The sequence below is a fragment of the Marinimicrobium locisalis genome (assembly GCF_039822625.1).
GTDB classification, from domain to species: domain Bacteria; phylum Pseudomonadota; class Gammaproteobacteria; order Pseudomonadales; family Cellvibrionaceae; genus Marinimicrobium; species Marinimicrobium locisalis.
In genome coordinates this window covers 23,226-45,261 of sequence record NZ_JBDLLG010000006.1, presented here as the reverse complement: position 1 = coordinate 45,261, position 22,036 = coordinate 23,226, and the positions used below count along the sequence as shown (strand labels likewise).

Genomic DNA, 22,036 nt, shown 5'->3' with positions numbered 1-22,036 from the left:
AAGCTATTTCTTTACAACCTTTGCCAGAATCCCCATGTGGTCGGTGTAGGCCGCCGCCCGGCTTGCGGTAAAGGAAAATTGCGTGAAGTATTTCACCTCAATGGATTTTACGGTACTGGTGTTGTAAACGGCGACATCGAATTTTTTATTATTGGCGGAGTTTGTTCCCTTGTGAATCACCGCTCCGCTTCCCACCCAACTGTCGGCGGGGCTGGTATAGGCTTTGTCGGAGTCGGCATCCCGGAAGGCCTTGCCCAGCGCCTTACTGATAACTTCCGGGCTAAATTCCTCCCTGGACTGGTTGGTGTCGCCCATTATTAGGTCAATCACACCGCCTCCCTCAGTGTTAAGCAGGGCCGTTTGAATTTTCTGATAAAACTGCTCCATATTGGCCGTCTGCTTTGCGATGCGGTTGGGCACATGGACAAACACTGTCAGCACGCCGTTACATCGGGCCGCGCACCATCCTTCTCCCTCTCCCAGCACGGTCATCGTCCCTTGTTGGCGGGAGCTGTGCAGGCTAAAGCAGTTGCAGGCTCGTGTTTTCATTCCCCCGACGGCTTTTAGCTGCTTTCCGGCGGAGGCTGGGATCGAGTTCCATTCCGGGTGAGCCGAGTCCAGTTCTCCAAACACGATCAGGTCGCAGCTCAAAGAGAGCTCCCGGTGGGCTTGTTGATAAATCTGCAGCGACTTGCTTTTGACCATTTCGAGCGTTCTGTCGAGGGCTTCGGCGTACTCGGGTTCGGCCTCGGAGCGTTTTCGTTTGAGCGACTGCTTGGGCTTTTTAACGTTCACGGCGTCGGCATCGGCAACCGACACCAACTCCGCGGGGCCCTGTATTGCCTCGTGAGGTTCGGCCTTTGGGGTGGTGGGGTATTTCAGCGCGCCGCTGTTGCCTTCATACAACGGTGCCAATGTCTTTTGCGCGTGACGTAGGTGCGTTTGGGAGGTACTGGCTGCGAGCCCATGCTCCAGGCTGGAACTGGAATTCAATGATTGGTAAGCGATAACGGCCACCATATAACTTCCTCGCTGTTTTTGAACAAAACCGATTTTCAATCAGGTTGGTTTTCACCCTCCCTGACTGGAAAGACATTGTTGATTCTGATGCTTTCTAACACATTGAGTACGATAACCCAGTGAAGTAAGTCGCAAAGTCAGAAGAGGTAATCTGGAATGGCATTTATATTCGCATAAGGTGGCGCCTCTTAAGCACTCATTGTGCAGAGCTTAGCGATCCGCACCTGAACCGGTTCACTCCGGCAACACTCGCACAATCACCCGTCCCCAGCGCCCGCAATGCCAGAGCACAGGGCTGGAGCCGATCGGCCCGCACGTTGGCCAAAAGACCCCAGGGCTTTCTGCAAGATTCCCTGCGCACCCAGCAGTTCAATGAGCGTTTCGCCCAGTCCGCCTTTGAGCTTGCTAGCCTCAGACTTAAGCGTCTTCAAGTTTTGTCGGAGCGTAGGGGCGCGCTTGATGCGGTGAGTTTTCTGGTGGCCTAAGCTAGTGCGGTGGCAATGGCTGAAGCTAATTTCCTGCCGATTGCTCGGCCCACAAGTCGCTGAGCGGGGTCATTCAGTAGTTTTTTGGCTGCTTGTTCTAGGTCCTGCTTTATCAACGTTTTCAGGGTCGTTGCTTGTGGGGTTACTCCTTCAGTTTATGGTAATGCTTTGGGCGGTTAGCGCTTTGTCCTTTTCAAACTCCTCAATATCGTCCTCCACGAGCTGATAGACCGCGAAGGCGCTCCCGGACTGAACGGGGAGGTCGATGATGGTCAACTCAAAATTGGACTTATTAAGCATCGTTTGAGTCCAAGTCAGGCGTTTGGCGGGTAGACCGTTTACCGCAAAGGACATTCGCTTATAGCCACTGATTGATTCGCTTTCATTCAGCCGTAATTGACGCTCAAAGAGATCAGCGGCCGACTGTAAAGATCGCTCTTCGTCCATGATCATGACCCGGAAGGTGGAGACATCGGAAACGTTTAGGCCGATTTCCCGGTCTGCGTAAATGCCTGGCTTGTCGTCGAAATTTATGTTCCAGGAGTCAGGGTGGGAAAAGCTAACGCCATTATTGCGGTACTGCGTATAGTTTAATGGGAGTTTATCCCGGCTACTTTTTCCCGCTTCTGGGGGCTGCGAGTCACAGGCCGACAGTAGCAGGGCTAACATTGCTAGTAGCGCCGCCGCAAGCGTTGATAGGAGGGAGCTCATTCTCAGTCCTTTATATGAATTTCGGGGTTTCCTGAATCAGGCCGCTTGGTTGATGACTCACCATCATTTGATGGTTTTGATCTTAAAGGCATAGTAGCAAAAGACTCAATACCCTATAACTAATTTATTGCTACAACATGAAACTTCTGTGCTAGCTGTCACATTGGCGGCCATCATATGCCGCCGAATGTCCGACCGCCAAACGACCTGCGACTTAACATCACCAATAACCCATGCTTTCAGTCAGGTGCTTGATGAATAACCAGAACTCATTGCTCTTCCTGTTATCGGTCTTACTCCTGTCATCCTGCAGCATGGCGGAAATGCCCGAAGCGGATGATGCCTTTCTTCCGTTATCCATTGACCAGGTGGAAACCTACCGCGTAGAGGATCTCTTGCTGCGGCTGATAAAACACAATATGGAGATTGAGCCGCGTTTCGAGCTGGAGTTGATCAAGCCGGGGGGGCGAAAAGGCGTGGATCGGCGGGAAGTCACCTCGATTACCCTGGACGGCAAAACGCTGAGCTTTACCGAGTCAGCGGGTGTGTATGTCGAGTCGATGGGAGCCAATAATGAGGGAGCGACGCTGGTGCTTGAATACTTTCACCTTCAAGGCAGCGCCGTGATGATTGAATGCACTTTCCCCGTTGTTAACCAAAAGATTGAGCCGCCCCAATGTCAGTCGGAGTGAGGGCTGCTGGTCACTGCCTTAGCTGAATCGGTTCCAGCGCCTCTCCCTCCGGCAACACCCGCCCGATCACCCGCGTGTGGGGGTACCCCAGGGCCTGCAGGGCCAGCACGCAGGCCTCTACCTGTTCGGCGGGTACGCTGGCTAGAAGGCCCCCGGCGGTTTGCGGGTCGAACAGCAGCGGGTAGCGCGGGTGGTCCATCCATTTTTCCTGTTCTTTGATGGCCCGGCGCAGGCGCACATTGGCCGGTTGCAGGGAGCTGAGAATACCGGCGGCGACGGTTTCCTCGGCGCCGTCCAGCAGCGGCAGTTCGGACAGGTTCAGCTCCGCATCCACGCCGGAGGGGCGGGTCATTTCCACCAGGTGGCCCAACAGGCCAAAACCGGTCAGGTCGGTGCAAGCGGTGGCGCCGTGCTCACGCAGGCACTGGGCGGCCAGGCGGTTGGACAGGCACATGCTCTCCAGCGCCCCGTCGATCCAGCGGCCCTTGGCCCCGAGCCGGGCGTGGGCGGCGAACAGGGTGCCGGTGCCGATGGGCTTGGTGAGAATAAGGGCCTGCCCTGGTTGCAGGGCGCCTTTGGTCAGCGCCGTCTCGTCTTCTCCCATAAGACCGTTAACCGCAAACCCCAGCGCCAGCTCTTTGCCCTCACCGGTGTGACCACCCACTAACGCACAGTTGGCGTCATTGAGGACGTCCAGGGCGCCGGTCATCATCTGGAAAACGGTATCTTCCACTTTGGATTCCAGCCCTTGGGGCACCGTGGCTACGGCGGTAGCGCTCTGGGCTTCGGCGCCCATGGCAAAAATATCGCCGAGGGCGTGGTTGGCGGCCACTTGGCCGAAAATATAGGGGTCGTCGATAAACGCCCGGAAAAAGTCGATGGTATGAACGGCGACTTTGCCCGCCGGCACGCGCACCACGGCGGCATCATCCGGGGCGTGGAGGCCCACCAGTACCTCTTCCCGCTCCACCGGCTGCAAGGTGGAAAGCGCTCGCGACAAGACCGTCGCGCCTACTTTGGCGCCGCAGCCGCCGCAGCGCATGGCCACGGCGGAGATGGCCTGGCTCTGTTCCTCCTGGTCGAGGGGGATCCGGCTCGGGCGGGCCTTGCCCATGGTGTTCTCGTCCATGGGCGGCAAGTCGTTGAATTTGGCCATAAAGCGCCGGTCGATGCTGTCCTTCCAGCGCCAGACCCAGCGCCCGGCGCAGGAAAAACCGCCGCGCGAGGCCACGGCGTATTGCTCGCCGGTGCTGATCAAGGCGAGCCAGCGTTTTTGGGGGCGGTAGGGTTTCAGCGGGCGGTTCAAAATCGCGGCCCGCAGGTTGTCCGCCAAGGGCCGCCCTTGGCGCACGGCGAATACACCGGCTTTCTCGCGCGGTTGGTTCACCTGAGTGGCAATGTCCCCAGCGGCGAAGACGTTTGGATCGGTGAGCGTCTGTAGGGTGTCGCTCACCCGAATAAAGCCGCTCTCATCCAGTTCCAGGCCGGTATCCTTCAGCCAGGCAGCACCGCCGGCGCTGGTTACCCACACAATCTCGTCCGCCTCGTGCCAGTGGCCGTCGGCGGTCTGAAGTCGCCCGGCCTGAACGGTGGTGACTTCGGCATTGGTGTGCAGATTAATGTCCCGGTAGGCCAGGGCCTGATGAAAATGGCTGCGCACCCGCTGGCTATGGGTGGGGAGAATTTTCTCATCCCGAGTAAACAGGTCGAACACCAGCTCCTCCGGGTCCCGCCCCATGGCAGCCAGCTCGTTGCGCAGACGGTAGTGCATGGCCAGGGTGAGCTCCACGCCCCCCGCGCCGCCGCCCACCACGGCGACCCGGGTGGTGCCCGCGTGGTGGGTAATACGGTCCAGCAACTGTTGCCACCGGTCATTAAATTGATGGATGGGCTTTACCGGCACGGCGTGTTCGGGCTCGCCGCCAATGGAGCGCATCTGCGGGGTGGAGCCGATATTGATGGAAACCCGGTCGTAGGGCACCGGTGGACGGTTTTTGCACAACACCGTTTGTTGGTCTCGATTGAGCCCGACCGCTTCGTCCCGAAAAAATCGCGCCCCCGCGTATTCGGCCAGCCGGCGCAAATCGATATGCACGTCGTCATAGCGGTAGTGGCCGGCAATATAGCCCGGCAGCATGCCGGAATAGGGCGTGTGGGTATCCCGGCAAATGACCGTCAGCCGCACGCCGGGCTCGGGTTTCATGGCAAAGCGTTTCAGCACGCCCACATGGCTGTGGCCTCCGCCGATCAGGACGATGTCGCGCAGGGTGGGCTGCTCTGGGTATCTCATGGTGCGGACTCCGGCGTCAGCTAGGAAAAAGATCTAACATCGAGAGGTTATTATGCGCCAACCGTTCGTTCTGTGCATCTCTAGTTGCCTATATTTTGTAAATGAACGTTTTGGTTGTCAGTAAAAATAATAGAAAAGAAGAAGCATCAACGGTATCAACTTTTAATACAATAGCATTGAAAATATAGGCGCCATAAGGCCGAGATGCTGCGCTTAATGATTTCTGCTTGACGGAAAGTTTAAAAATTTTCTCAAGTGTTGTTGACTTCAGTTTCGGTAGGGAGATAAGATTTACGCACTTCTAGTCAATAAGAATAAAAGGTTGGAGCAAGAAAGGATTGTAATGGAATGAGTACGCTATTTAGAAAACAGGCAACAGAGTTCAAAAAGGATCGTTTGCATGGAGAGCTCCTTCTCCTGCCGCGAATCTCCCATACATTATTAGTCTCGTTGCTCGTTATTTGGGTCGCTTTGCTCGCCGTGTGGCTGACATCGAACAGTTACGCGCGCAAGGAAACCGTGTCCGGGTGGGTAGAGCCCCAGTCTGGATTGACCAAGGTATATTCAAGCTCGGTCGGAATAGTGAAGAGGGTTCTGGTATCAGAGGGAGAGGTCGTTTCTGAGGGGCAGCCACTGGTCATTGTCAATGGCGACCGTTTTCTCGTTGGCGGTGGAGCGTTGGAGCAGGAGCTTATCGACGAATACGAGAATCAGAAGCGCCGGCTTTCAACTCAAGTTCAGAGGACGGAAGAGCTGTATGCGGAACGTCAGACCGATTTATCCCGTCAAGTGGCCTCGGCGAAATCCGACCTTTCTCTAATTGGGCAACAGCTAAAAACCATTGCCGAACAGAAGAAAATCGTTTCCGAACGCCACTCCCGTTTTGAGCAGTTGTTAAAGGGAAATCATGTTTCTCTGGATGAATATAACGGCATCCGTTCTCAGCTACTTGAAGTGGAAAGCGAACGACAAAGTTTGATTCGTGCAAGAATAAATCAGAAAAATGAGTTGGAGCGCCTTGAATCTCAATTATCCCTTTTGCCAATAGAAAAGGAAAACGAGCTTGATCAGTTGCAGTCAGCTTTAAGCGATATTGCCCGACAAATGGCAAGGCTGCACGGGGATAGAGCTTATGTGGTGAAGGCGCCAAAACCTGGGGTTGTCAATAATCTTCAAGTGAAGGCCGGCCAACAGACTGGCACGTCTGCTACTAAGCCGCTGCTGACCATTGTTCCTGAGAATTCGGAGTTGGTCGCTGAGCTTTTGGTTCCTGTTAGAGCCGCTGGTTTCGTCGGGGAAGGTCACACCATTAAAATTCGGTATGATGCTTTTCCATATCAGAAGTACGGGTTCTATGACGGCAAGGTCTTGGATGTCTCCCGAAGTGTGATGCTGCCAAACGAACTATCTTATGTTCCGTTCCCGCTTCAGGATCCGGTGTACGTTGTCAAAGCTAAGCTGTCGGAAGAATCTGTTCGAGCTTTCGGAAAGAAGGTCGACTTAAAGCCGGGAATGACATTGACCGCCGATATTGAGCTGGGGCAACGGACGATTCTGGAGTGGATCTTTGAGCCTCTCTATAGCTTAAAAGGAAGCGTTTAAGGAAGTTTTTTAAAGGAAGCGGTGTAATTGTGAGCGACTCTATGTCCAGCGAAGCGGTAATGCGTCCAGACAGCCTGCTACATTTCGGTGGGCGAAATCGAGTGCCGGTCATTCTGCAAACCGAAGTGGCGGAATGCGGCCTGGCCTGCATCGCCATGATTGCTGGGTTCCACGGCTTTAATACTGATTTGGCGGCGCTTAGAAAACGGTTCAGCATATCCGTTCAGGGAGTGCAACTAAAGCAACTGATGGATGTGGCAGCCAGGATGCATCTGGCGCCTCGGGCCCTGAAGGCGGAACTTGAGGATGTTCCGAAGCTACAATGCCCGTGTGTTCTGCACTGGGGAATGAACCACTTTGTTGTACTCAAGGCGGTTAAGCGAAACCGGTATCTAATTGTTGACCCCGCTGTCGGGGAACGATCTTTAAATGAGGAGGAGTTTGGCAATCACTACACGGGTGTAGCGCTTGAATTGACTCCAACCTCGGACTTTCAGGAAGGGGAAGATAAGAGTGTTCCTAAGCTGAGCCAATTTTGGACTCGCGTGGTTGGGCTAAAGCGAAACCTAATACAAATACTGCTTCTGTCTCTGCTGCTACAGCTGTTTGCCGTAATATCACCGCTTTACATGCAGACGGTTATTGATGATGTGGTTCTAAGAGGCGACACAGACCTTCTGACGGTGCTGGCCCTGGGGTTCGGTCTGTTGCTCCTGATCGAGACAGGCACAAGTGCTCTTAGGCAGTTTGTTCTGATTAACCTGTCTAACCGAATAAATATTCAAATGGCTGCGAACGTGTTCAGGCATCTGATTCGTTTGCCGATGGACTTTTTCGCCAAGCGCCATATGGGGGACATTGTATCCCGATTCGGTTCGTTGCAAAGCATAAGGGAGCTCTTAACGACTGGCTTAATTACGGCGATTGTCGATGGCTTTATGGCTATTATTACTTTGGTGGCAATGTTCATCTATGATAAGAAGCTGGCGTTGATAGCGGTTGGCGTGGTCGCGCTTTACGCGCTGTTCCGTTGGGCGGTGTACCGACCGTTCAGAATGTTATCAGAGGAGAGTTTACTCGCTCATGCGAAGGAAAATAGCCACTTCATGGAATCCGTTAGGGCAATTCAGACGATCAAGCTGTTCCAGAAAGAGCCCGATCGACAAAGTCACTGGCAAAACCATTTGGCCAGCGCAATGAACCGGGATATAAAGCTCTCCAACTGGGGGGTGGGATATCAAACGGTCAACAGTCTTCTTTTTGGTGTGGAAAACATAATCATTATCTACTTTGGCGCAATGGCGGTAATAGATAATGCGTTAACGGTGGGGATGCTGTATGCGTTTATGAGCTACAAAAATCGATTTGTTAATTCCATGGATAGCTTTATTAGCCAATGGATAAAGTTCAAAATGCTTGAGTTACACCTGTCCCGCTTGTCAGATATCACGTTTACTAAGGCGGAAGACCTTGACAGTACTCCTGACTGGGGAGATGTTGAAGAGGGAGACTGCTTAACGACGGGGGAGCTGAAGGGGCGAGTTGAGGCGGTTAATTTGGGGTTTTCATATAGCGAGTTAGACAGTCCTGTTTTTAGTGGTGTAAATCTGGTTATACAACCTGGCGAGTCGGTGGCCATTGTTGGCCCGAGCGGATCAGGGAAAACCACTCTATTAAAGTGTCTTATGGGGTTGATAGAACCGACTGAGGGGGAGGTTCTAGTGGACGGGAAACCAGTAAGGAACGTTCCTGGATATCGTTCAAAGATCGCAAGTGTTATGCAGGATGACCAACTTCTATCTGGTGATATATCCGACAATATTTCCTGTTTTTCAAATAAAGTTGATATGGAAAAGGTGGTGCGCTGCGCCCAGCTGGCATGTATTCATGATGAAATTATCAAAATGCCAATGCAGTACAACACGTTGGTGGGGGATATGGGGACAAATTTAAGTGGCGGACAAAAACAAAGAATTGTGTTGGCTCGCGCACTTTATCGCGAGCCGCGCATCCTGTTCATGGACGAAGCTACCAGTCATTTGGATGTTGATAAGGAGCTTGAGGTTAATCAGAACCTAAGATCCCTATCAACAACCAGAATTCTGGTGGCTCACCGGCCAGAAACGGTCGAATCGGCAGGACGCCGAATACTTTTGGAAACTAATCTTTAGTAAAGGAGATCTTTTATGAGAGAGCTGAATAACGCTGAACTAGACCAGGTGAATGGCGCAGGCTGGGACGATTGGGCACGAATTGCCGGCGGTATTGGTGCCGTTGCCCTTGGTACTGGCTACGCCGTATCTACCGGGGGCGTAGGTGCAATAGCTGGTGGTGGTGCTGTCGTGGCTGGAGGAACGGCGTCCATCGCTAGTGGCATGACCGGCCTTATGAATGAGTGGTATGGCTAATTGCTCTATACGCCCAGAAAGCTCTCTTGCTTAACTGCAAGAGAGCTGTCTTTCTAAAAATTGGTGAAGGTCTTAAAAGGAGGAACTCTATATGAAAAAGTTGCCAAAAACGGGTAAAAGGCTGTTGTTGATATATCTGTTCTGCGCTGTGGGTGCGTCCTTTGTTCTGGTTCGAGGGCTGTGGAGCGGTGACCGGTTGAGTCAGGGTGATTTTTTGGTTTTTGGAGTTTCCTGGTTGATTGCTTCTTTCGTGGCAACAGTAGTTGTAATTCTCATGAGAAAAAAGTTGGACCGTAAAGCAGGTGACCGTATTAGAGAAAATTGAGTGGTGGTAGAAGGATTGATGTTGGCTGTCTCTTTGGGACAATCGTTGCATCTTTAGCCCGAAAAACTTCCTCTCCATAAGGAGGTGGCCACTTCGTGGTGAGCGCTTTTCATACGTGCTCTTCTAGTTTGGCGCGAAAATAAACGTCCTTGGGCGTGGTCATGAGTGACAGGCTTGGTCTGTTGCAAAAAATAGGCTCATGTAATGTCTCGGTTGAGGTTTCCCCGGTTTCCGTATTGAGGTGAAAGCCGTATTGGGGAATTAACTTTTGGGCCAACGGCTACTGTGTAGACACCGTTGGAGTGGGCGCTGAGATGGTGCGTGGGTATGTAAAGTATCAGCAAACGCAAGAACGGCCTAAAGTTCAAATGGATCCGCGCAGGTGAGATGAACTGGGACAACTTGCAGCCAGCCTTCTAAGAGGGCTGTCCTTTAGCCCCTCCCCCCCACCACCCCCTTTTTTTATAGGAGGCGGAGATCAGCTCTGGGTCATTAGAGTTCGGATGTTTGCCATATTCTTGAGTGGTTTTATTGCAAATATAAGGAGTTAGGAAATGCTTAACAAAGAGGACCGAGTTTTAAAAAAAGACTTCGTCTCCTTTATTTCGCACAAGCTCAGTGGTGGGAAAGTTATTTGGAGTCTAAAAGAAAGCGGAAAGGCTGGAAGTGACAATGACTTCTATCAAAAGTATGCTTACGTCGCTTCAGAGTCGCCTTGCTTTTCAGGCGTTCGTCTAATTGAATCTGATCGCTGTGAAATGTACGCAGAGCCCTATGGTGGTATGGGCGTTGGAAGCAATGGCGGTGGCGGGCGTTGTGGAAATATTGGCGCTCAACAAGTAAAAGGTGTTGGTATAAATCCATTAGTCGGCGATCACGATAATTCAGAGCATGCCTACGGTGGGTTGGATATTCGGAAGGCGACCATTGAAACCGTATACTCACTGGTGCTTGATGATGTTCTGCCAAAAGGGGTCGTTAAGGTTTGGGGTCTGATATTTATTGGCTATGACACTGCCAGAGAGGGAAGCAAAAAGGTGTGGGGTGGGTTGATGATTCGGGATCGATGCATCCGGCCAGGACATTTTATGAGGAGTCCTTATTTTAAGCCGCGAGGGGGAGTGAAGGCACTGGTGAAAGGAGATCTGCAGCGCATTCGACTGCTTTATAAGAGGATGTCTGAAGAGCTAGAAGGAGATAGTTCAAGTTTCATAAAGTGGCTAGGCGGATATCTCAGAGACGTTGCCAGTCAATTTGCGTTTGCTCGTGTCATGAGAATAACCCACGGGACAATGACGGCATCCAATATCGCTTGGGATGGAAAATGGCTGGACCTCCCAGCCTGCAGCTTCCTCTCAGGGGGCGTCAATTACAGTATATGGAGCCAGTTCTATGAAGAGCATAATATGGCACTTAGCTACGCCATGGAAATACTTCACAATTTCTCTAAATACAACCGCGTGCCCCTAAACCCTGTGCCTTTAGTATCGTACTTCTATGAGCAGTTTCAAGAGTACGGGAAGTACTACGTTGGATATGCGCTAGGCCTGAATCTCAACTACGTGCTTGAGCTTCCAGAAGTGAACTGGAAACAGGTTTCCGAGACGTTTCTCCAGGTAATTCATTCTGGGAAGAGAGTTGAGCCCAAGCGGCCTAGCTATGATCCTCAGGACCCGGTGATTTCTTTGACTGCGGCCTTTTTTATGGCTCACTCTGGATCTAGCGCTTTCGCCACTTACGCTAAGAAAGCGGGACTCGATGAGTCGGAAACGGCTCGCTTTAAAGAATCTTCTATCGAAGTATTGAATACCTATGTGAATTTAATCAGCTCTAATGGTGCAGAGAAGGAGTCGTTGTTTATGAGGTCTTTCTTAACCGCCATGAAAAGAGCTTTGCTCCCCGAAATGTGGTACCTGCCAAACGTAGAGGGGCAAGTGACAAGAATTTGCAGCCAGGGATCGCCGGATGAGATTGGCCCCTATATCGATAAGCACCAAGAGGTCGCTGAATGGGTTTTTGAGGAGCCCGGTGATGAGGTGACTTTGTTGAAGGAGGGAAGAAAATCTGTGTTCTATGTGATGAGTAAGGGGAAGTTTGGGTGCTTCGATGGCCGTGAAGCTCGATACTTCTCCTGTTATGATCAGATTTATGACCATGCGTGCCACAATATAAATGCTATTGAGCCTGTCATTTATGATTTTTCAAAATTTCTTGAGAGGTTGGGAGTAGTGCTACGTGATCTGGGGCATAGTGATTCGGCTGAAATAACTGACGAGGAAGCTTATGTCTAGAGTTATGGCCGAACTCTGCTCTCTGCGAAGTCGGAGAATGCTCAACACAGCGCCTCAGGAGCTGTCAATGCTTGTAACCAGCGTCGAGGGCGACAGGGTAAATGTATTTAAAACAGCCGGGGGCGAACCCATTGGCTATATGGCGTGGATGTCTTTAACCCCCGAATCCGTGAGGTATGTCAAGGATTATCGGGCCCTTCCTCCCTATTCTTACGAGTGGTCAGAGGGTCGGCTTATGATGATTTTTGATGTGGTGATAGCACCGGGTTGGAGCAAAGTAGTGTTCGACCAGATGGCCCAGAGGCTGTCAGCTCAGAAAGTGGTGTCTTATTTCAAGCGCGGTCGCCTAAAGTTTCTGGACAGAAAGCTATTGGGAAAATATCTAGCCAACAAGTCCATATATTAAACAGGAGAAGGACTTTATGAAAAATGATAAGTTTTATAAGCCGTCATGGATTAGCGCCGCAGTGCTACAGAATCCCTGCTATAGAAACGGTGTGTTGCAGAAGGGGGCGATTATACTGAATCAAGTAGACCCAGTGCTGGATCTTTATCCGAAGCTATCGGATATATTTTTTATTGTGGAAAGGCACGGTTGGTTTGGAGTGAATGAGGCTACTCGTGCCGACCTGATGTTGGTGGAGGACCTGTCCTGTTGGGAGTTGGTGGCGCGGCAGTCGCCAAATTCGATTTTGCTGGATGTGGGACCGTCTGACTTCGTGGATCAGGATGCGTTTATTCCGTCTCCCGAAATTGAGACGACGTATGACGTGATCCAGGTGTCCTGCTGGAGCCGGAGGAAAAGAATAGAGCTGTTTATCGAAGCGGCTGCTAGGATGCCTGAGTTGTCATTTGTCCATATGGGACACTTCGAGAATAACGGAAGCAATGAAGAACTTGAGTATAAGAGGGAGTGTTTGGAATACGCCAAGAACTATGCGACAAACATCTACTTTCCTTATGAAAATGTTGATGACAACGATGGTTTGAATCACTCCAAAACGGTTATGAATCAGTGGGTTAACAGGGCAAGAATAGGCGTGTTAACCACTCAAAGCGAAGGCATTAACCGCTTTAAAATGGAGTGCTTGGCTGCCAACAGGCCTTGCCTGGTCCCGAATGACGTGGCGACCCCAACCCGCAAACATATTGAGCCGTCGACGGGCGTTTTCTATACGCCAACAGTTGATGATCTTATGGAGTCAATCAAAGGAACTCTTGATCGAATCGAGGAGTTTCGGCCTAGAGAGTATGTTTTAAATGTCACCGGTAAGGCTAACACACTGCCCAAGCTGAGGCGAGCCCTCAACGAGCTGGCGGCTAAACGGGGGCAGGTTGCTGGATTTGATGCCGTCAGTTGGGATGGCCGTAACGCCAGCCTGGCCTGGGGAGAGGAGGCTGTAGACCTTATTGAAGAAAACCTGGCTCAACATGCGCATGGCAAGCCTCAGGTGGTTGAGGCCTACTGAAAGACACAGCTGGGCCAATTCTTCTGTTTGAGGTAACTTTCGTGAGTGCAGTGAGTCGTGCTTGATGATCAAGTATTCTGGTGGTCTCCTTCTGGAGACCTGGCAGGAAAAGACAATGTTGGAGATACGTTGGGGCCTGCGATTGTAAATAGAATCGCTAAAAGTCAAGGCTATAGGCGCTGGCGTCCGGCGTTTAAGAGTAGGCTTTTTGCAGTTGGGTCAACACTGCATTATGCGGACGATAACGATGTCGTTTGGGGAGCCGGCGTTAATGGGAAAATATCGGAAGAATCCCATCGATTCAGAGCACTGGATGTCAGAGCGGTAAGGGGGCTACGCACTAAACAGTTTCTGGAACGTCGGGGGTTCTCCTGTCCAGATGTTTTTGGCGATCCCGGTATCCTGTGCTCCAAACTCTGGCCCTTTGAAAGCTCGTCGTCCCAGGAGCGCATCACCTATGTGCCGCACTTCAGAGAGGATATGCGTCGCCATGGAGATTCAGAGCTTAATGGTGTGCAGGTCTTAAGCCCGTTTAGCGCGATGTCCCGATTTTTCCAAACCGTCGCTTCTTCTTCTCTGGTGCTGTCCTCGTCGTTGCACGGAATCGTCGTTGCCGAATCTTACGGTGTGCCTGCGATCCTCGTGGAGAACCAGAGCGGAGAAACTTTGTTTAAGTATGCCGACTACTATGAAGGAACCGGTCGAAAGGAGTTCTTGGTGGCCAGGAGCATAACTGAGGCTCTACGTTACAACGTTGAAGCGCCGGATTTATCTTCCACGCAAGAGTCGCTTCTAAAGGCGTTCCCGTTTGATCTCCTTCGGCGATGAGCGTGGCTATGCGTATTAAGGTCTATCCCGAGCAGAGTGGAGAGAATCAGTTCATCCAGAACATAAGGCGTCAACTTAGTGAGGTAGACGGTGTCCGGGTGGAAGGAGTTCCGCTGAACCATCGCAAGCTTCTCATGAGGCTGCCCTACGATCTTATATGCAGATCCGATTATACGGTCGTCAATTGGCTCGAGAACAACGTATGCGCCAGAAGCGGTAAGCTCTCGGTTCTCGGATGCCTGAAGTTTTTAGGGCTGCTGTTGCTGTTTAGGATAACGTGTAAAAGGCTTATTTACGTAAGGCATAACCTCTATCCGCATAGGCTCAAGTCACGCTATTCCCGTACTGCTCAGGCTTTGGTCGACAGGGCAACACTCTTGCTCACCGAAAGGGTTGCTCTCTCGGAGCATATGGTAAATAGGGGGTATAGATATGTTCCTCATCCGCTATACCGATTGCCTGACCCCGGCTCCCTTGGGCAGCACTGTGGTGATCTTCCAGGAAATGAGTACTTCGTTATTTTCGGCACTATATCGCGATACAAGGGAATCGATAAAATTGTTCAGCTCTGGGGTGGTGGGCATTGCTTGGTCGTTGTTGGAAAGGTGGGTGATGCCGGCTATCTTAGCGAACTAAAGATGCTCGCTAAAGGTAAAAATGTAACCATCAGGGGAGGGCTTCTTTCCGACGCTGAGGCATCTCGCATTATCTCTGGATCAATGGGGGTTATTCTTCCTCATGATAGTGATGAAATGATTGTGAGTGGTGCCTTCTTTTACTCTTTGGCTCTTGGGGTGAGAGTATACGCTATAAGGAACGAATTTTACGGGTGGATTGTGCGAGACTGTCAATTCCCGGGTCTGGAGTTGTTTGATGATGCAGAGAATATCGTCGAGCGGCTGTTGTGCGATCCCGTTGAACCCTCCCCGGTTGACCGAGAAACGATAAAGAAGCGCGCTAGCGAGTGCTTTGGGGACGAGGTTGGAGTCGCTTCGTGGGAGAAAGTTATTTTTCAGTATTAATATTCCCGGAGGCCTTTTCCAGTTCTTCTGGAAACGTTTTCCAATTGACGTGGCGTGGGAGCGAACGCCAATCGCTATTGAGTTTCATTATAAATCCAAATGCTATGTTAAAAGAGGGGGGCATTAAGTGCCAGTTCCCCCTCGTGCATAGAGTCGCTCAATCAATGATTGAGCCGGTGTGCCGTCATCCGGCCTCGGTACTCACAGCCATAGGGGCTGGTGGTCTTGCTCTCTGGTCTCAGTGAGATGGAAAAGGTAATGTCAGGCCCTTCGCGGCGGGTGTCCAAGTGCTTTTGATAGCGATGGGTTATTTGGTCCGAAGATAGGGTGACTTTATCTTCCGTATCCATCCATTTCAGCGTGGCGAGAGGAGCGTCGCCGTTAATAGCCAGAATGGTCGCCGTGGCATCGTGATAAAACTCCAAAATATAGGTGCTTTCACATCCTCGCGAGACGAATTCGGCATCGGTAAGGTTAAATGGGATTTCAGGCAACGCCGCCTCGTTGCTCGGTGTTTCTGCATGCTCCGCTTTCAAGTACAGCCCGACGTGGCCGGGAGTGTAGTGGTGATTTTTTGCTTGCCTTACCTGTAAGTTTTCCGTCACGTACTCAGTGCTGTCCAGGGCGAGACGAATCCTCTCCAGCTGGCGTTCGACCCCGATAAATGGATGGTAAATTAGGGTGTTTTCCTCAAAAGGCGATGGGTTTTCCCGAGTTTTTACAGTGAAACCCTCCGCCACAAGCGCCTCGCGAATCGCATTTCGATCCCGGGGGGACAAGGTGTTGGCATGAAGGTGTACCACGTCAATATCTGAGTAGAAGCGTTTGGTATTCGCGCACCCCGATAGCTCGGAACCGAGAAAAACCGTTGCGGCGATAACGACGCACCGCCAGTGTTTTTTCATGATCACTTAAACCTTCTTCCCTTGGGCCGGTATGGTTTGATCAGTGTAAAGACGGGCTCCGGCTTTTCCTGCTTTGTCAGTCATGCTTGAGACTGTTAGCCAATCTGAGGCAGGTGAAGATTGAATTGGGTGATCGCCCAGTCCGAATCGTCGGCGATGGCTACCGGCTCGCCAAACTGACCGGTTTCATCATCATAGCTTAGACGAATCTCCAAGCCGTTACTCTCGCAACGATAGATTGACATCAAGCCCGAGGCATCTTCTTTAGAGAAGTCTGAGCCGCTGAGTTCGATAACGTCGCCGTCCGGGTTCTCAAGAACCAACTGGCCGGCCAAGGTTGACGCTGACATGGGTTGCTCCTTTAGGTTGACGTTGCAAGCGTGTTTCGCCAAAGGCTGACCTCGGCGAGGGTGTGTTGATATTTGCGAGCCGTCTCGCGAATCACAAAAGGAACATCGCGGGTCGGTTCTATCAATGTAAAGGCGGGCTCCAGGTGTTGGCGCAGCCCGTCGAGCATTCGAAGAGGGCGGCCCTCGGTTTCGAACCCCCCAATCCAATTTTCGCGCGGCGTGTATTCGGGCAGCAGGGTATAGGGGGAGCTGATCACCAGCAGGCCGCCGGGTTTGATCAGGCTTGGAAGCTGGGCAAGAAACGCGGCCGGGTCCGGCAGGCGGTCGAGCAGGTTGCCGGCGAATATCAGGTCAAAAATACCCAGGTTGGCATTCAGCGCGCAGGCATCGCCCTGTTGAAACAGAACCCGTTTGGCGGCATCGCTCAAGCCCAGCGTGGCCAGTTCCGCCATTTGTTCGCTTCGAATCTCTCCCTCGTCTCTCACTTGGTAGGCCAGCCGTCCAGTTCTGGCCAGTTCGCTCGCGCTGTCGATAAAGCGGTGAGAGAGGTCGATGCCGATCGACTCGTCAAAGGTTCGAGCCAGCTCCAAGGTGCTGCGCCCCACGGCGCAGCCCAGGTCCAGGGCGCGCTCGCGTTGGCCGGTATGGGTGGCCAGGGCCAGCTCCACGCAGGCACGAGGGTAGTTGGGGGTGTGGAAGTGGCTGGGGCCGTAGTGAAAGTCCAGGTACTGGCCCAGCAGTTCGTCGGTCTCGTAGGGATTCATGCCTTGGGCTCCGGATTAATCGTTAGCACAGGTGCGAAAGCCCACGAAGGCGTCGCTGCGGTCGGGCATATAGGCCTGGCGGTAGGTGCCGCGAATCAGACGCGACGAAGTGGCGCAGGAGCCGCCGCGGGTGACCTTGTGGCTGCCGAACTGCAGGGTGGACATAAACACGTACATGTCCACGGCAAAACCGTCGTAGGGGAGAAACTGGTCGCTGGTCCACTCCCACAGGGTGCCCTGCATTTGGCGGCAGCCGAAGGGGCTTTCCCCCTGGGGTAGGGCGGTAACCGGTTGGCTCGCCAGGCCGATGCCGTCCATATCCACGCGGGTGGGGTCCATTTCATCGCCCCAGGGGTAGCGGCGCAAGGGCTGGCCCGAGCGGTTGCCCAAGGCGGCCACCTCCCACTCGATTTCTGTGGGAAGGCGACGGCCGGCCCAGCGGCAATAGGCCTCGGCTTCCCAGTAGGTGACATGTTTGACCGGGCAGTCTTCGGGCAAGGGGCGCCACTGGTCGAAATGGCGTTCCTCCCAGCCGTTGGGGGTTCGATGCCAGTAGTAGGGGTGAGTCTGGGTGCCGATTCTGGGCGACTCGGCGGTGCCGAACGCCAGGTCTCGCTCGGTATCCAGCCATTTGCGGCCCCCTTGGCTCCAAAGCTCGCGCCGTCGGTAGCCGCCGTCTTCGACAAAGCGGCGGAATTCGCCATTGCTGACCAGGGTGCGGGAAATGCGGAAAGCGGGCACCTCCACCTCAAAACCGGGCTTCTCGTTGTCGAAGGCGAAGTCGTGGCGAGCATAGTCAGGGGAGCCTTTCGGCATACCGATACGATAGCGCCCGGCCGGGACCAGGGCGTCACCGGTGGCTTCGGGGTCGGCGGCGGGCGCCTCTCGTGGGTCCAATCGGGCCGCGGGCGGGGCAGGGTAGCCCTCGGTCTGGCGGCACCAGATCATGGACTCAATGTGCATGTTCTGGTGAAAAATGGCGTACTTAATGAGGTAGTGGGCCTCATCGGTCAGCGGCTGCTGCTCGATTCGCTCGCGCACGGCCCGGTAAATCGCCTCGGCATAGGCCAGGGTCTGTGCCATGCTTGGGAATAGGTCCGGGTTCCAGCGGTCTTCGTGATCCAGATGGAACGAGTCCCAGATTTCGTCCATGGTGGGGTCGTAGGAGCCAACGCCATCCAGCGGCTTGCGCACGAAGGTCTCGTAGAAGAAGGCACAGTGGCCCGCCTCCCAGACCGGCGGGTTCACGCCCGGGTGATAGGGAGCGTTGAGGCGCTCCTCCCCCAGGGTGTCAATCAGCGCCCGCATGCGCTTCTGGGTGTCGTCCAGGGCGAGCAAGAGAGTCTCTTTGTCGTCCATACTCAGCCTCCTACCGTGGGCTCGACGATTGAAACCCGGTAATTGCAAAAGAGTGTGTTATACGCCGACAGGGGCGCCGGCCGATCAACGATAGCATAAAACAGGAAATTCCCCGGCTCCCTTGCTATAATCCCGCCCTTTTTCCGGTTCCCGGCTCGGCCCGGGGCGGGGTTGCCCGCTCTGGGCGGTGTTTATTGGAGTCTTGCATGGCTAACAAAGTGGCAATTGTGATGGGTTCGCGTTCGGACTGGCCGACCATGTCCGAGGCGGCGACGATTCTGGATACCCTGGGCGTGTCTTATCACGCCGAGGTGGTGTCCGCTCACCGCACCCCGGACAAAATGTTCCGTTTTGCCGAGCATGCGGCGGAGAAAGGCTACAAAGCCATCATCGCCGGGGCTGGCGGTGCGGCGCATCTGCCGGGCATGATTGCCGCCAAAACCACGCTGCCGGTGCTGGGCGTGCCGGTACAGAGCAAGGCTCTCAATGGCCAGGATAGCCTGCTGTCCATCGTCCAGATGCCCCGTGGCGTGGCGGTGGGCACTCTCGCCATTGGCGGTGCCGGAGCGTTCAATGCCGGCCTGATGGCCGCTCAGATTCTCGCCACCAGTGATGCGGACCTGACTCGTCGAATTACCGACTGGCGCAATCAGCAGACCCAGACGGTACTGGACAACCCGGACCCGCGAGGCCAATAAGCGCGATAACGACGCTAGCCCTGAAACCACGCAAGCCCGAAACCACGCAAGAGAGACAAGTGACTATGGTGCCACGCATTATCGTTGCCGGTAACGGCCAACTGGGCCAGATGCTGCAGCAGGCCGCCGCCCCCATGCAGGTGCGCGTCATGCCCGTGAACCCCGCGGGCGAGGAGCCGCTAGAGCTGAACGATAGCGATGTCATAACCGTGGAGTTGGAGTATTGGCCCGATACCCCTCGTGGCTTGCAGTTGAAAGACCACCCCAACTTTCTCAACGCCACCACCCTGCACTCGGTGATCGATCGCCAGCGTCAGAAAAGCCTCTTGGATCGCCTGGGGGTGCCTACCTCCCCGTGGGTCTCGCTGGGCGCGGCGGAGGGGATGGCCGAGCAGCTCGAATCCCTGGGCCAGCCGGCCATCGTCAAGCGGCGTCGCGGGGGCTACGACGGGCGCGGCCAGTGGCGCTGGCAGCCGGGCGAGACGCCCCTGCCGGAGTGGGCCGATGAGTGCATCGCCGAGGCGATGATTCCCTTCAGCCACGAAGTCTCCCTGGTGGGCGCCCGAAACCGCGCCGGGGAAAAGGTGTATTACCCGCTGACTCGCAACTGGCACCAAAACGGAATTCTGCGCGCCAGCGTGGGCAACCTGCCGGTGCCCGCCGAGCAGCAGCGCCTGGCCGAGCAATGGCTGGGAAGAATTATGGATGACCAGAACTACGTGGGCGTAATGGCCATGGAGTGTTTCGTGGAAAACGGCCACTTGCTGGTCAACGAATTGGCCCCGCGCGTGCACAACTCGGGGCACTGGACCCAGGCCGGAGCGGACATCAGCCAGTTCGAGCTACATCTGCGGGCGGTGGCGGATCTGCCGCTGATTACTCCGGAAGTCTACGGCGTGACTATGATGTACAACCTGCTCGGGCGGGATTGGCAGCCTCGCTGGCTTTCGGTGCCCGGTGCCCACGTGCACTGGTATGCGAAAGAGATTCGCCCGGGCCGCAAGGTGGGCCACGTGAACGTTCACCGCCCCGATGTTTCCGCCTTAATGGCAAGCCTCAAGGCATTGCGCGAGCAGGTGGCCGAAGCAGATCAGTGCGTGTTTGATTGGGCGCTGGCGCAGGTTTAAGGGCGCCAGGGTTACACCAATGAGCCTTACCGACTACCCCCATGGCGGTATGGCTCGATGGGCCTTTGGGCAGTAGATTGGAGTATAGAAACGGCGGGCGCGAAACGCTCCGAAACCTGGATTAGCCCTCTGTATTGAGGGGGCGGCCGCGCTTCATACGGTCGGCCTAGCGCGCAGCGTATCCGACAAGGCACCGTCACTTGACGGATATCAATGCGCCGCCTCCGCCGGTTCCCTAAGCTTCTGCTCATCCAAACAACCCGAGCCGCGCCATGTCTTTGTATCAAGAACCCCTCGCCTGGGATCAATCCGTTATCGACCGCTACGACCTGAGCGGCCCCCGGTATACCTCTTACCCCACCGCGCCCCAGTTTCGCGATAGCTTCACCCGGGAAGAGTGGCTTGCGGCGGTGGCGCGCAGTAATCAGTCGGAAAAGCCCCTCTCGCTTTACTTTCATATTCCCTTTTGCGACACCCTGTGCTTCTACTGCGCCTGCAATAAAATCGTGACCCATAACCGCAGCCGCGCCATGCCCTACCTCGAGCGGGTGGAGCGGGAAATGGCGCTTCAGGCCGAGGTGTTTGACACCGAGCGGCCGGTCAGCCAGCTGCACTGGGGCGGCGGCACGCCCACCTACATCAGCGAAGAGGAAATGTCCTGGCTGATGAACGCGACGGCCCGCCACTTCCGGTTGCTGGACAACGATGAAGGCGAGTACTCGGTGGAGCTACACCCCGGGCGCATGTCCGTGGGCAAGCTGGTCCACATGCGCGAGCTGGGGTTTAACCGCGTCAGCATGGGGGTGCAGGACTTCAACCCCCGGGTGCAGGAGGCGGTGAACCGCTACAACAGCGTCGAGCAGGTGGACGAGCTGATGCGCGCGGCCCGCGTTCACGGTTACCGTTCCATCAGCATGGATCTCATCTACGGCTTGCCGCTGCAAACCCGCGCCACGGTAACCGAGACCCTGAACCAGGTAATCGACCTCGGGCCGGACCGCCTGTCGTTGTTTAACTACGCGCACCTGCCGCACCTGTTTAAAAGCCAGCGGCTGATCCATGAGTCCGAGCTGCCCAGCGCCGAGGAGAAGCTGGACATTCTGCACTCAGCCATTGAGCAACTACAGAACGCCGGCTACGTCTATATCGGCATGGACCACTTCGCCAAGCCCGATGACAGCCTGGTGAGCGCCCAGCAGCAGGGGCGCATGCAAAGAAACTTCCAGGGTTACTCCACTCACTCGGAGTGCGACCTGATCGCCTTCGGCGTCTCGGGCATCAGCTATTACGGGGGCACCTATATTCAGAACGCCAAGCGCGTGGAGGAGTACCAGGCTTTAATCGACGAAGGCAAACCGGCCCTGGTCAAAGGGGTTCCGCTCACCGAGGAAGACCACCTGCGCCGGGCGGTCATCAACCAGCTGATCTGTCACTTTCAGTTGGACTTTGAGGCCCTTCGCCAGCGCTTTGGCATCGAGCCGGCGAGCCACTTCGAGGCGGAGCTGCGGGACCTTCAGCCGATGGTGGAAGACGGCCTGATCGAGCTGAACGAGCGGGGCATACGGGTACTGAACCGGGGCCGCTTGTTGATTCGCCGGGTCTGCATGGTGTTTGACCAATACCTCAATACCGGGGCGCAAATACGTTACTCCAAAGTGATTTGACGCCCCCACGGTGTACAATGCCTTCC

At 54.3% G+C, this 22,036-nt stretch carries 20 protein-coding genes; 13 read left to right on the top strand and 7 right to left on the bottom strand.

Features of this window, described 5'->3' with window-relative positions:
• Positions 1-3: 3 nt before the first annotated feature.
• Both AAE514_RS05595 and AAE514_RS05590 read right to left on the bottom strand, forming a co-directional pair.
• Positions 4-1,020, bottom strand: coding sequence for a hypothetical protein (locus AAE514_RS05595; RefSeq protein ID WP_347330537.1), 1,017 nt, complete (start codon positions 1,018-1,020; stop codon positions 4-6).
• Between the two features lie 635 nt (positions 1,021-1,655).
• Positions 1,656-2,216: a hypothetical protein gene (locus tag AAE514_RS05590; protein ID WP_347330536.1), complete on the bottom strand. Its 561-nt coding sequence runs from the start codon at positions 2,214-2,216 to the stop codon at positions 1,656-1,658.
• Positions 2,217-2,470: 254 nt separating this feature from the next.
• Between AAE514_RS05590 and AAE514_RS05585 the strand changes: the two genes are divergently transcribed.
• Positions 2,471-2,908, top strand: coding sequence for a hypothetical protein (locus AAE514_RS05585; protein ID WP_347330535.1), 438 nt, complete (start codon positions 2,471-2,473; stop codon positions 2,906-2,908).
• A 10-nt stretch (positions 2,909-2,918) separates the two neighbouring features.
• Here AAE514_RS05585 and selD read toward each other — a convergent pair whose 3' ends face one another.
• Complete coding sequence (selD, locus tag AAE514_RS05580; RefSeq protein ID WP_347330534.1) at positions 2,919-5,198, bottom strand: selenide, water dikinase SelD; 2,280 nt, start codon at positions 5,196-5,198, stop codon at positions 2,919-2,921.
• A gap of 348 nt (positions 5,199-5,546) precedes the next feature.
• Here selD and AAE514_RS05575 point away from each other — a divergent pair, with 348 nt between their 5' ends.
• The 9 genes from AAE514_RS05575 (at position 5,547) to AAE514_RS05535 (ending at position 15,143) form a co-directional block, all read left to right on the top strand.
• Entirely contained in the window at positions 5,547-6,800 is a 1,254-nt protein-coding gene (locus AAE514_RS05575) for an HlyD family secretion protein (protein ID WP_347330533.1), read from the top strand.
• 41 nt (positions 6,801-6,841) lie between these two features.
• Complete coding sequence (locus AAE514_RS05570) at positions 6,842-8,971, top strand: peptidase domain-containing ABC transporter (protein ID WP_347330532.1); 2,130 nt, start codon at positions 6,842-6,844, stop codon at positions 8,969-8,971.
• Between the two features lie 15 nt (positions 8,972-8,986).
• On the top strand, positions 8,987-9,208 hold the full coding sequence (locus AAE514_RS05565) for a hypothetical protein (protein WP_347330531.1): 222 nt from the start codon (positions 8,987-8,989) through the stop codon (positions 9,206-9,208).
• A 91-nt stretch (positions 9,209-9,299) separates the two neighbouring features.
• A complete protein-coding gene (locus AAE514_RS05560) occupies positions 9,300-9,533 on the top strand; it encodes a hypothetical protein (protein WP_347330530.1) in 234 nt (77 codons plus the stop codon).
• Positions 9,534-10,087: 554 nt separating this feature from the next.
• A complete protein-coding gene (locus AAE514_RS05555) occupies positions 10,088-11,824 on the top strand; it encodes a phospholipase D-like domain-containing protein (protein WP_347330529.1) in 1,737 nt (578 codons plus the stop codon).
• Between the two features lie 67 nt (positions 11,825-11,891).
• On the top strand, positions 11,892-12,230 hold the full coding sequence (locus tag AAE514_RS05550) for a hypothetical protein (RefSeq protein ID WP_347330528.1): 339 nt from the start codon (positions 11,892-11,894) through the stop codon (positions 12,228-12,230).
• 16 nt (positions 12,231-12,246) lie between these two features.
• On the top strand, positions 12,247-13,293 hold the full coding sequence (locus AAE514_RS05545; protein ID WP_347330527.1) for a glycosyltransferase family protein: 1,047 nt from the start codon (positions 12,247-12,249) through the stop codon (positions 13,291-13,293).
• A 57-nt stretch (positions 13,294-13,350) separates the two neighbouring features.
• Positions 13,351-14,121, top strand: coding sequence for a polysaccharide pyruvyl transferase family protein (locus tag AAE514_RS05540; protein WP_347330526.1), 771 nt, complete (start codon positions 13,351-13,353; stop codon positions 14,119-14,121).
• A gap of 8 nt (positions 14,122-14,129) precedes the next feature.
• Positions 14,130-15,143 (top strand): glycosyltransferase family protein, encoded by a 1,014-nt coding sequence (locus tag AAE514_RS05535; protein WP_347330525.1) that lies wholly within the window; start codon positions 14,130-14,132, stop codon positions 15,141-15,143.
• A gap of 161 nt (positions 15,144-15,304) precedes the next feature.
• Here AAE514_RS05535 and AAE514_RS05530 read toward each other — a convergent pair whose 3' ends face one another.
• The 4 genes from AAE514_RS05530 to senA all read right to left on the bottom strand — a co-directional run bounded on the left by AAE514_RS05530 (position 15,305) and on the right by senA (position 18,521).
• Positions 15,305-16,048 carry a hypothetical protein gene (locus AAE514_RS05530; protein ID WP_347330524.1) on the bottom strand — a complete coding sequence of 248 codons (744 nt, stop codon included), beginning with the start codon at positions 16,046-16,048 and terminating at the stop codon, positions 15,305-15,307.
• Positions 16,049-16,143: 95 nt separating this feature from the next.
• Positions 16,144-16,398: a hypothetical protein gene (locus AAE514_RS05525; protein ID WP_347330523.1), complete on the bottom strand. Its 255-nt coding sequence runs from the start codon at positions 16,396-16,398 to the stop codon at positions 16,144-16,146.
• An 11-nt stretch (positions 16,399-16,409) separates the two neighbouring features.
• Positions 16,410-17,162: a putative 4-mercaptohistidine N1-methyltransferase gene (locus tag AAE514_RS05520; protein ID WP_347330522.1), complete on the bottom strand. Its 753-nt coding sequence runs from the start codon at positions 17,160-17,162 to the stop codon at positions 16,410-16,412.
• A gap of 15 nt (positions 17,163-17,177) precedes the next feature.
• On the bottom strand, positions 17,178-18,521 hold the full coding sequence (gene senA, locus AAE514_RS05515; protein WP_347330521.1) for a selenoneine synthase SenA: 1,344 nt from the start codon (positions 18,519-18,521) through the stop codon (positions 17,178-17,180).
• Positions 18,522-18,727: 206 nt separating this feature from the next.
• On the opposite strand from senA, the gene purE reads away from it, so the two are divergent.
• The 3 genes from purE to hemN all read left to right on the top strand — a co-directional run bounded on the left by purE (position 18,728) and on the right by hemN (position 22,010).
• Positions 18,728-19,219, top strand: a complete 492-nt coding sequence (purE, locus tag AAE514_RS05510; protein ID WP_347330520.1) for a 5-(carboxyamino)imidazole ribonucleotide mutase — start codon at positions 18,728-18,730, stop codon at positions 19,217-19,219.
• Positions 19,220-19,284: 65 nt separating this feature from the next.
• Complete coding sequence (purK, locus tag AAE514_RS05505; RefSeq protein WP_347330645.1) at positions 19,285-20,346, top strand: 5-(carboxyamino)imidazole ribonucleotide synthase; 1,062 nt, start codon at positions 19,285-19,287, stop codon at positions 20,344-20,346.
• A gap of 272 nt (positions 20,347-20,618) precedes the next feature.
• A complete protein-coding gene (hemN, locus tag AAE514_RS05500) occupies positions 20,619-22,010 on the top strand; it encodes an oxygen-independent coproporphyrinogen III oxidase (RefSeq protein WP_347330519.1) in 1,392 nt (463 codons plus the stop codon).
• The last annotated feature ends 26 nt before the right edge of the window (positions 22,011-22,036 follow it).

Bases quoted from the DNA above. Each gene is read 5' to 3' on its own strand.
- AAE514_RS05595 (WP_347330537.1), bottom strand. From the start codon at position 1,020: ATGGTGGCCGTTATCGCTTACCAATCATTGAATTCCAGTTCCAGCCTG.
- AAE514_RS05590 (WP_347330536.1), bottom strand. From the start codon at position 2,216: ATGAGCTCCCTCCTATCAACGCTTGCGGCGGCGCTACTAGCAATGTTA.
- AAE514_RS05585 (WP_347330535.1), top strand. From the start codon at position 2,471: ATGAATAACCAGAACTCATTGCTCTTCCTGTTATCGGTCTTACTCCTG.
- selD (WP_347330534.1), bottom strand. From the start codon at position 5,198: ATGAGATACCCAGAGCAGCCCACCCTGCGCGACATCGTCCTGATCGGC.
- AAE514_RS05575 (WP_347330533.1), top strand. From the start codon at position 5,547: ATGAGTACGCTATTTAGAAAACAGGCAACAGAGTTCAAAAAGGATCGT.
- AAE514_RS05570 (WP_347330532.1), top strand. From the start codon at position 6,842: ATGTCCAGCGAAGCGGTAATGCGTCCAGACAGCCTGCTACATTTCGGT.
- AAE514_RS05565 (WP_347330531.1), top strand. From the start codon at position 8,987: ATGAGAGAGCTGAATAACGCTGAACTAGACCAGGTGAATGGCGCAGGC.
- AAE514_RS05560 (WP_347330530.1), top strand. From the start codon at position 9,300: ATGAAAAAGTTGCCAAAAACGGGTAAAAGGCTGTTGTTGATATATCTG.
- AAE514_RS05555 (WP_347330529.1), top strand. From the start codon at position 10,088: ATGCTTAACAAAGAGGACCGAGTTTTAAAAAAAGACTTCGTCTCCTTT.
- AAE514_RS05550 (WP_347330528.1), top strand. From the start codon at position 11,892: ATGCTTGTAACCAGCGTCGAGGGCGACAGGGTAAATGTATTTAAAACA.
- AAE514_RS05545 (WP_347330527.1), top strand. From the start codon at position 12,247: ATGAAAAATGATAAGTTTTATAAGCCGTCATGGATTAGCGCCGCAGTG.
- AAE514_RS05535 (WP_347330525.1), top strand. From the start codon at position 14,130: ATGCGTATTAAGGTCTATCCCGAGCAGAGTGGAGAGAATCAGTTCATC.
- AAE514_RS05530 (WP_347330524.1), bottom strand. From the start codon at position 16,048: ATGAAAAAACACTGGCGGTGCGTCGTTATCGCCGCAACGGTTTTTCTC.
- AAE514_RS05525 (WP_347330523.1), bottom strand. From the start codon at position 16,398: ATGTCAGCGTCAACCTTGGCCGGCCAGTTGGTTCTTGAGAACCCGGAC.
- AAE514_RS05520 (WP_347330522.1), bottom strand. From the start codon at position 17,162: ATGAATCCCTACGAGACCGACGAACTGCTGGGCCAGTACCTGGACTTT.
- senA (WP_347330521.1), bottom strand. From the start codon at position 18,521: ATGGACGACAAAGAGACTCTCTTGCTCGCCCTGGACGACACCCAGAAG.
- purE (WP_347330520.1), top strand. From the start codon at position 18,728: ATGGCTAACAAAGTGGCAATTGTGATGGGTTCGCGTTCGGACTGGCCG.
- purK (WP_347330645.1), top strand. From the start codon at position 19,285: ATGGTGCCACGCATTATCGTTGCCGGTAACGGCCAACTGGGCCAGATG.
- hemN (WP_347330519.1), top strand. From the start codon at position 20,619: ATGTCTTTGTATCAAGAACCCCTCGCCTGGGATCAATCCGTTATCGAC.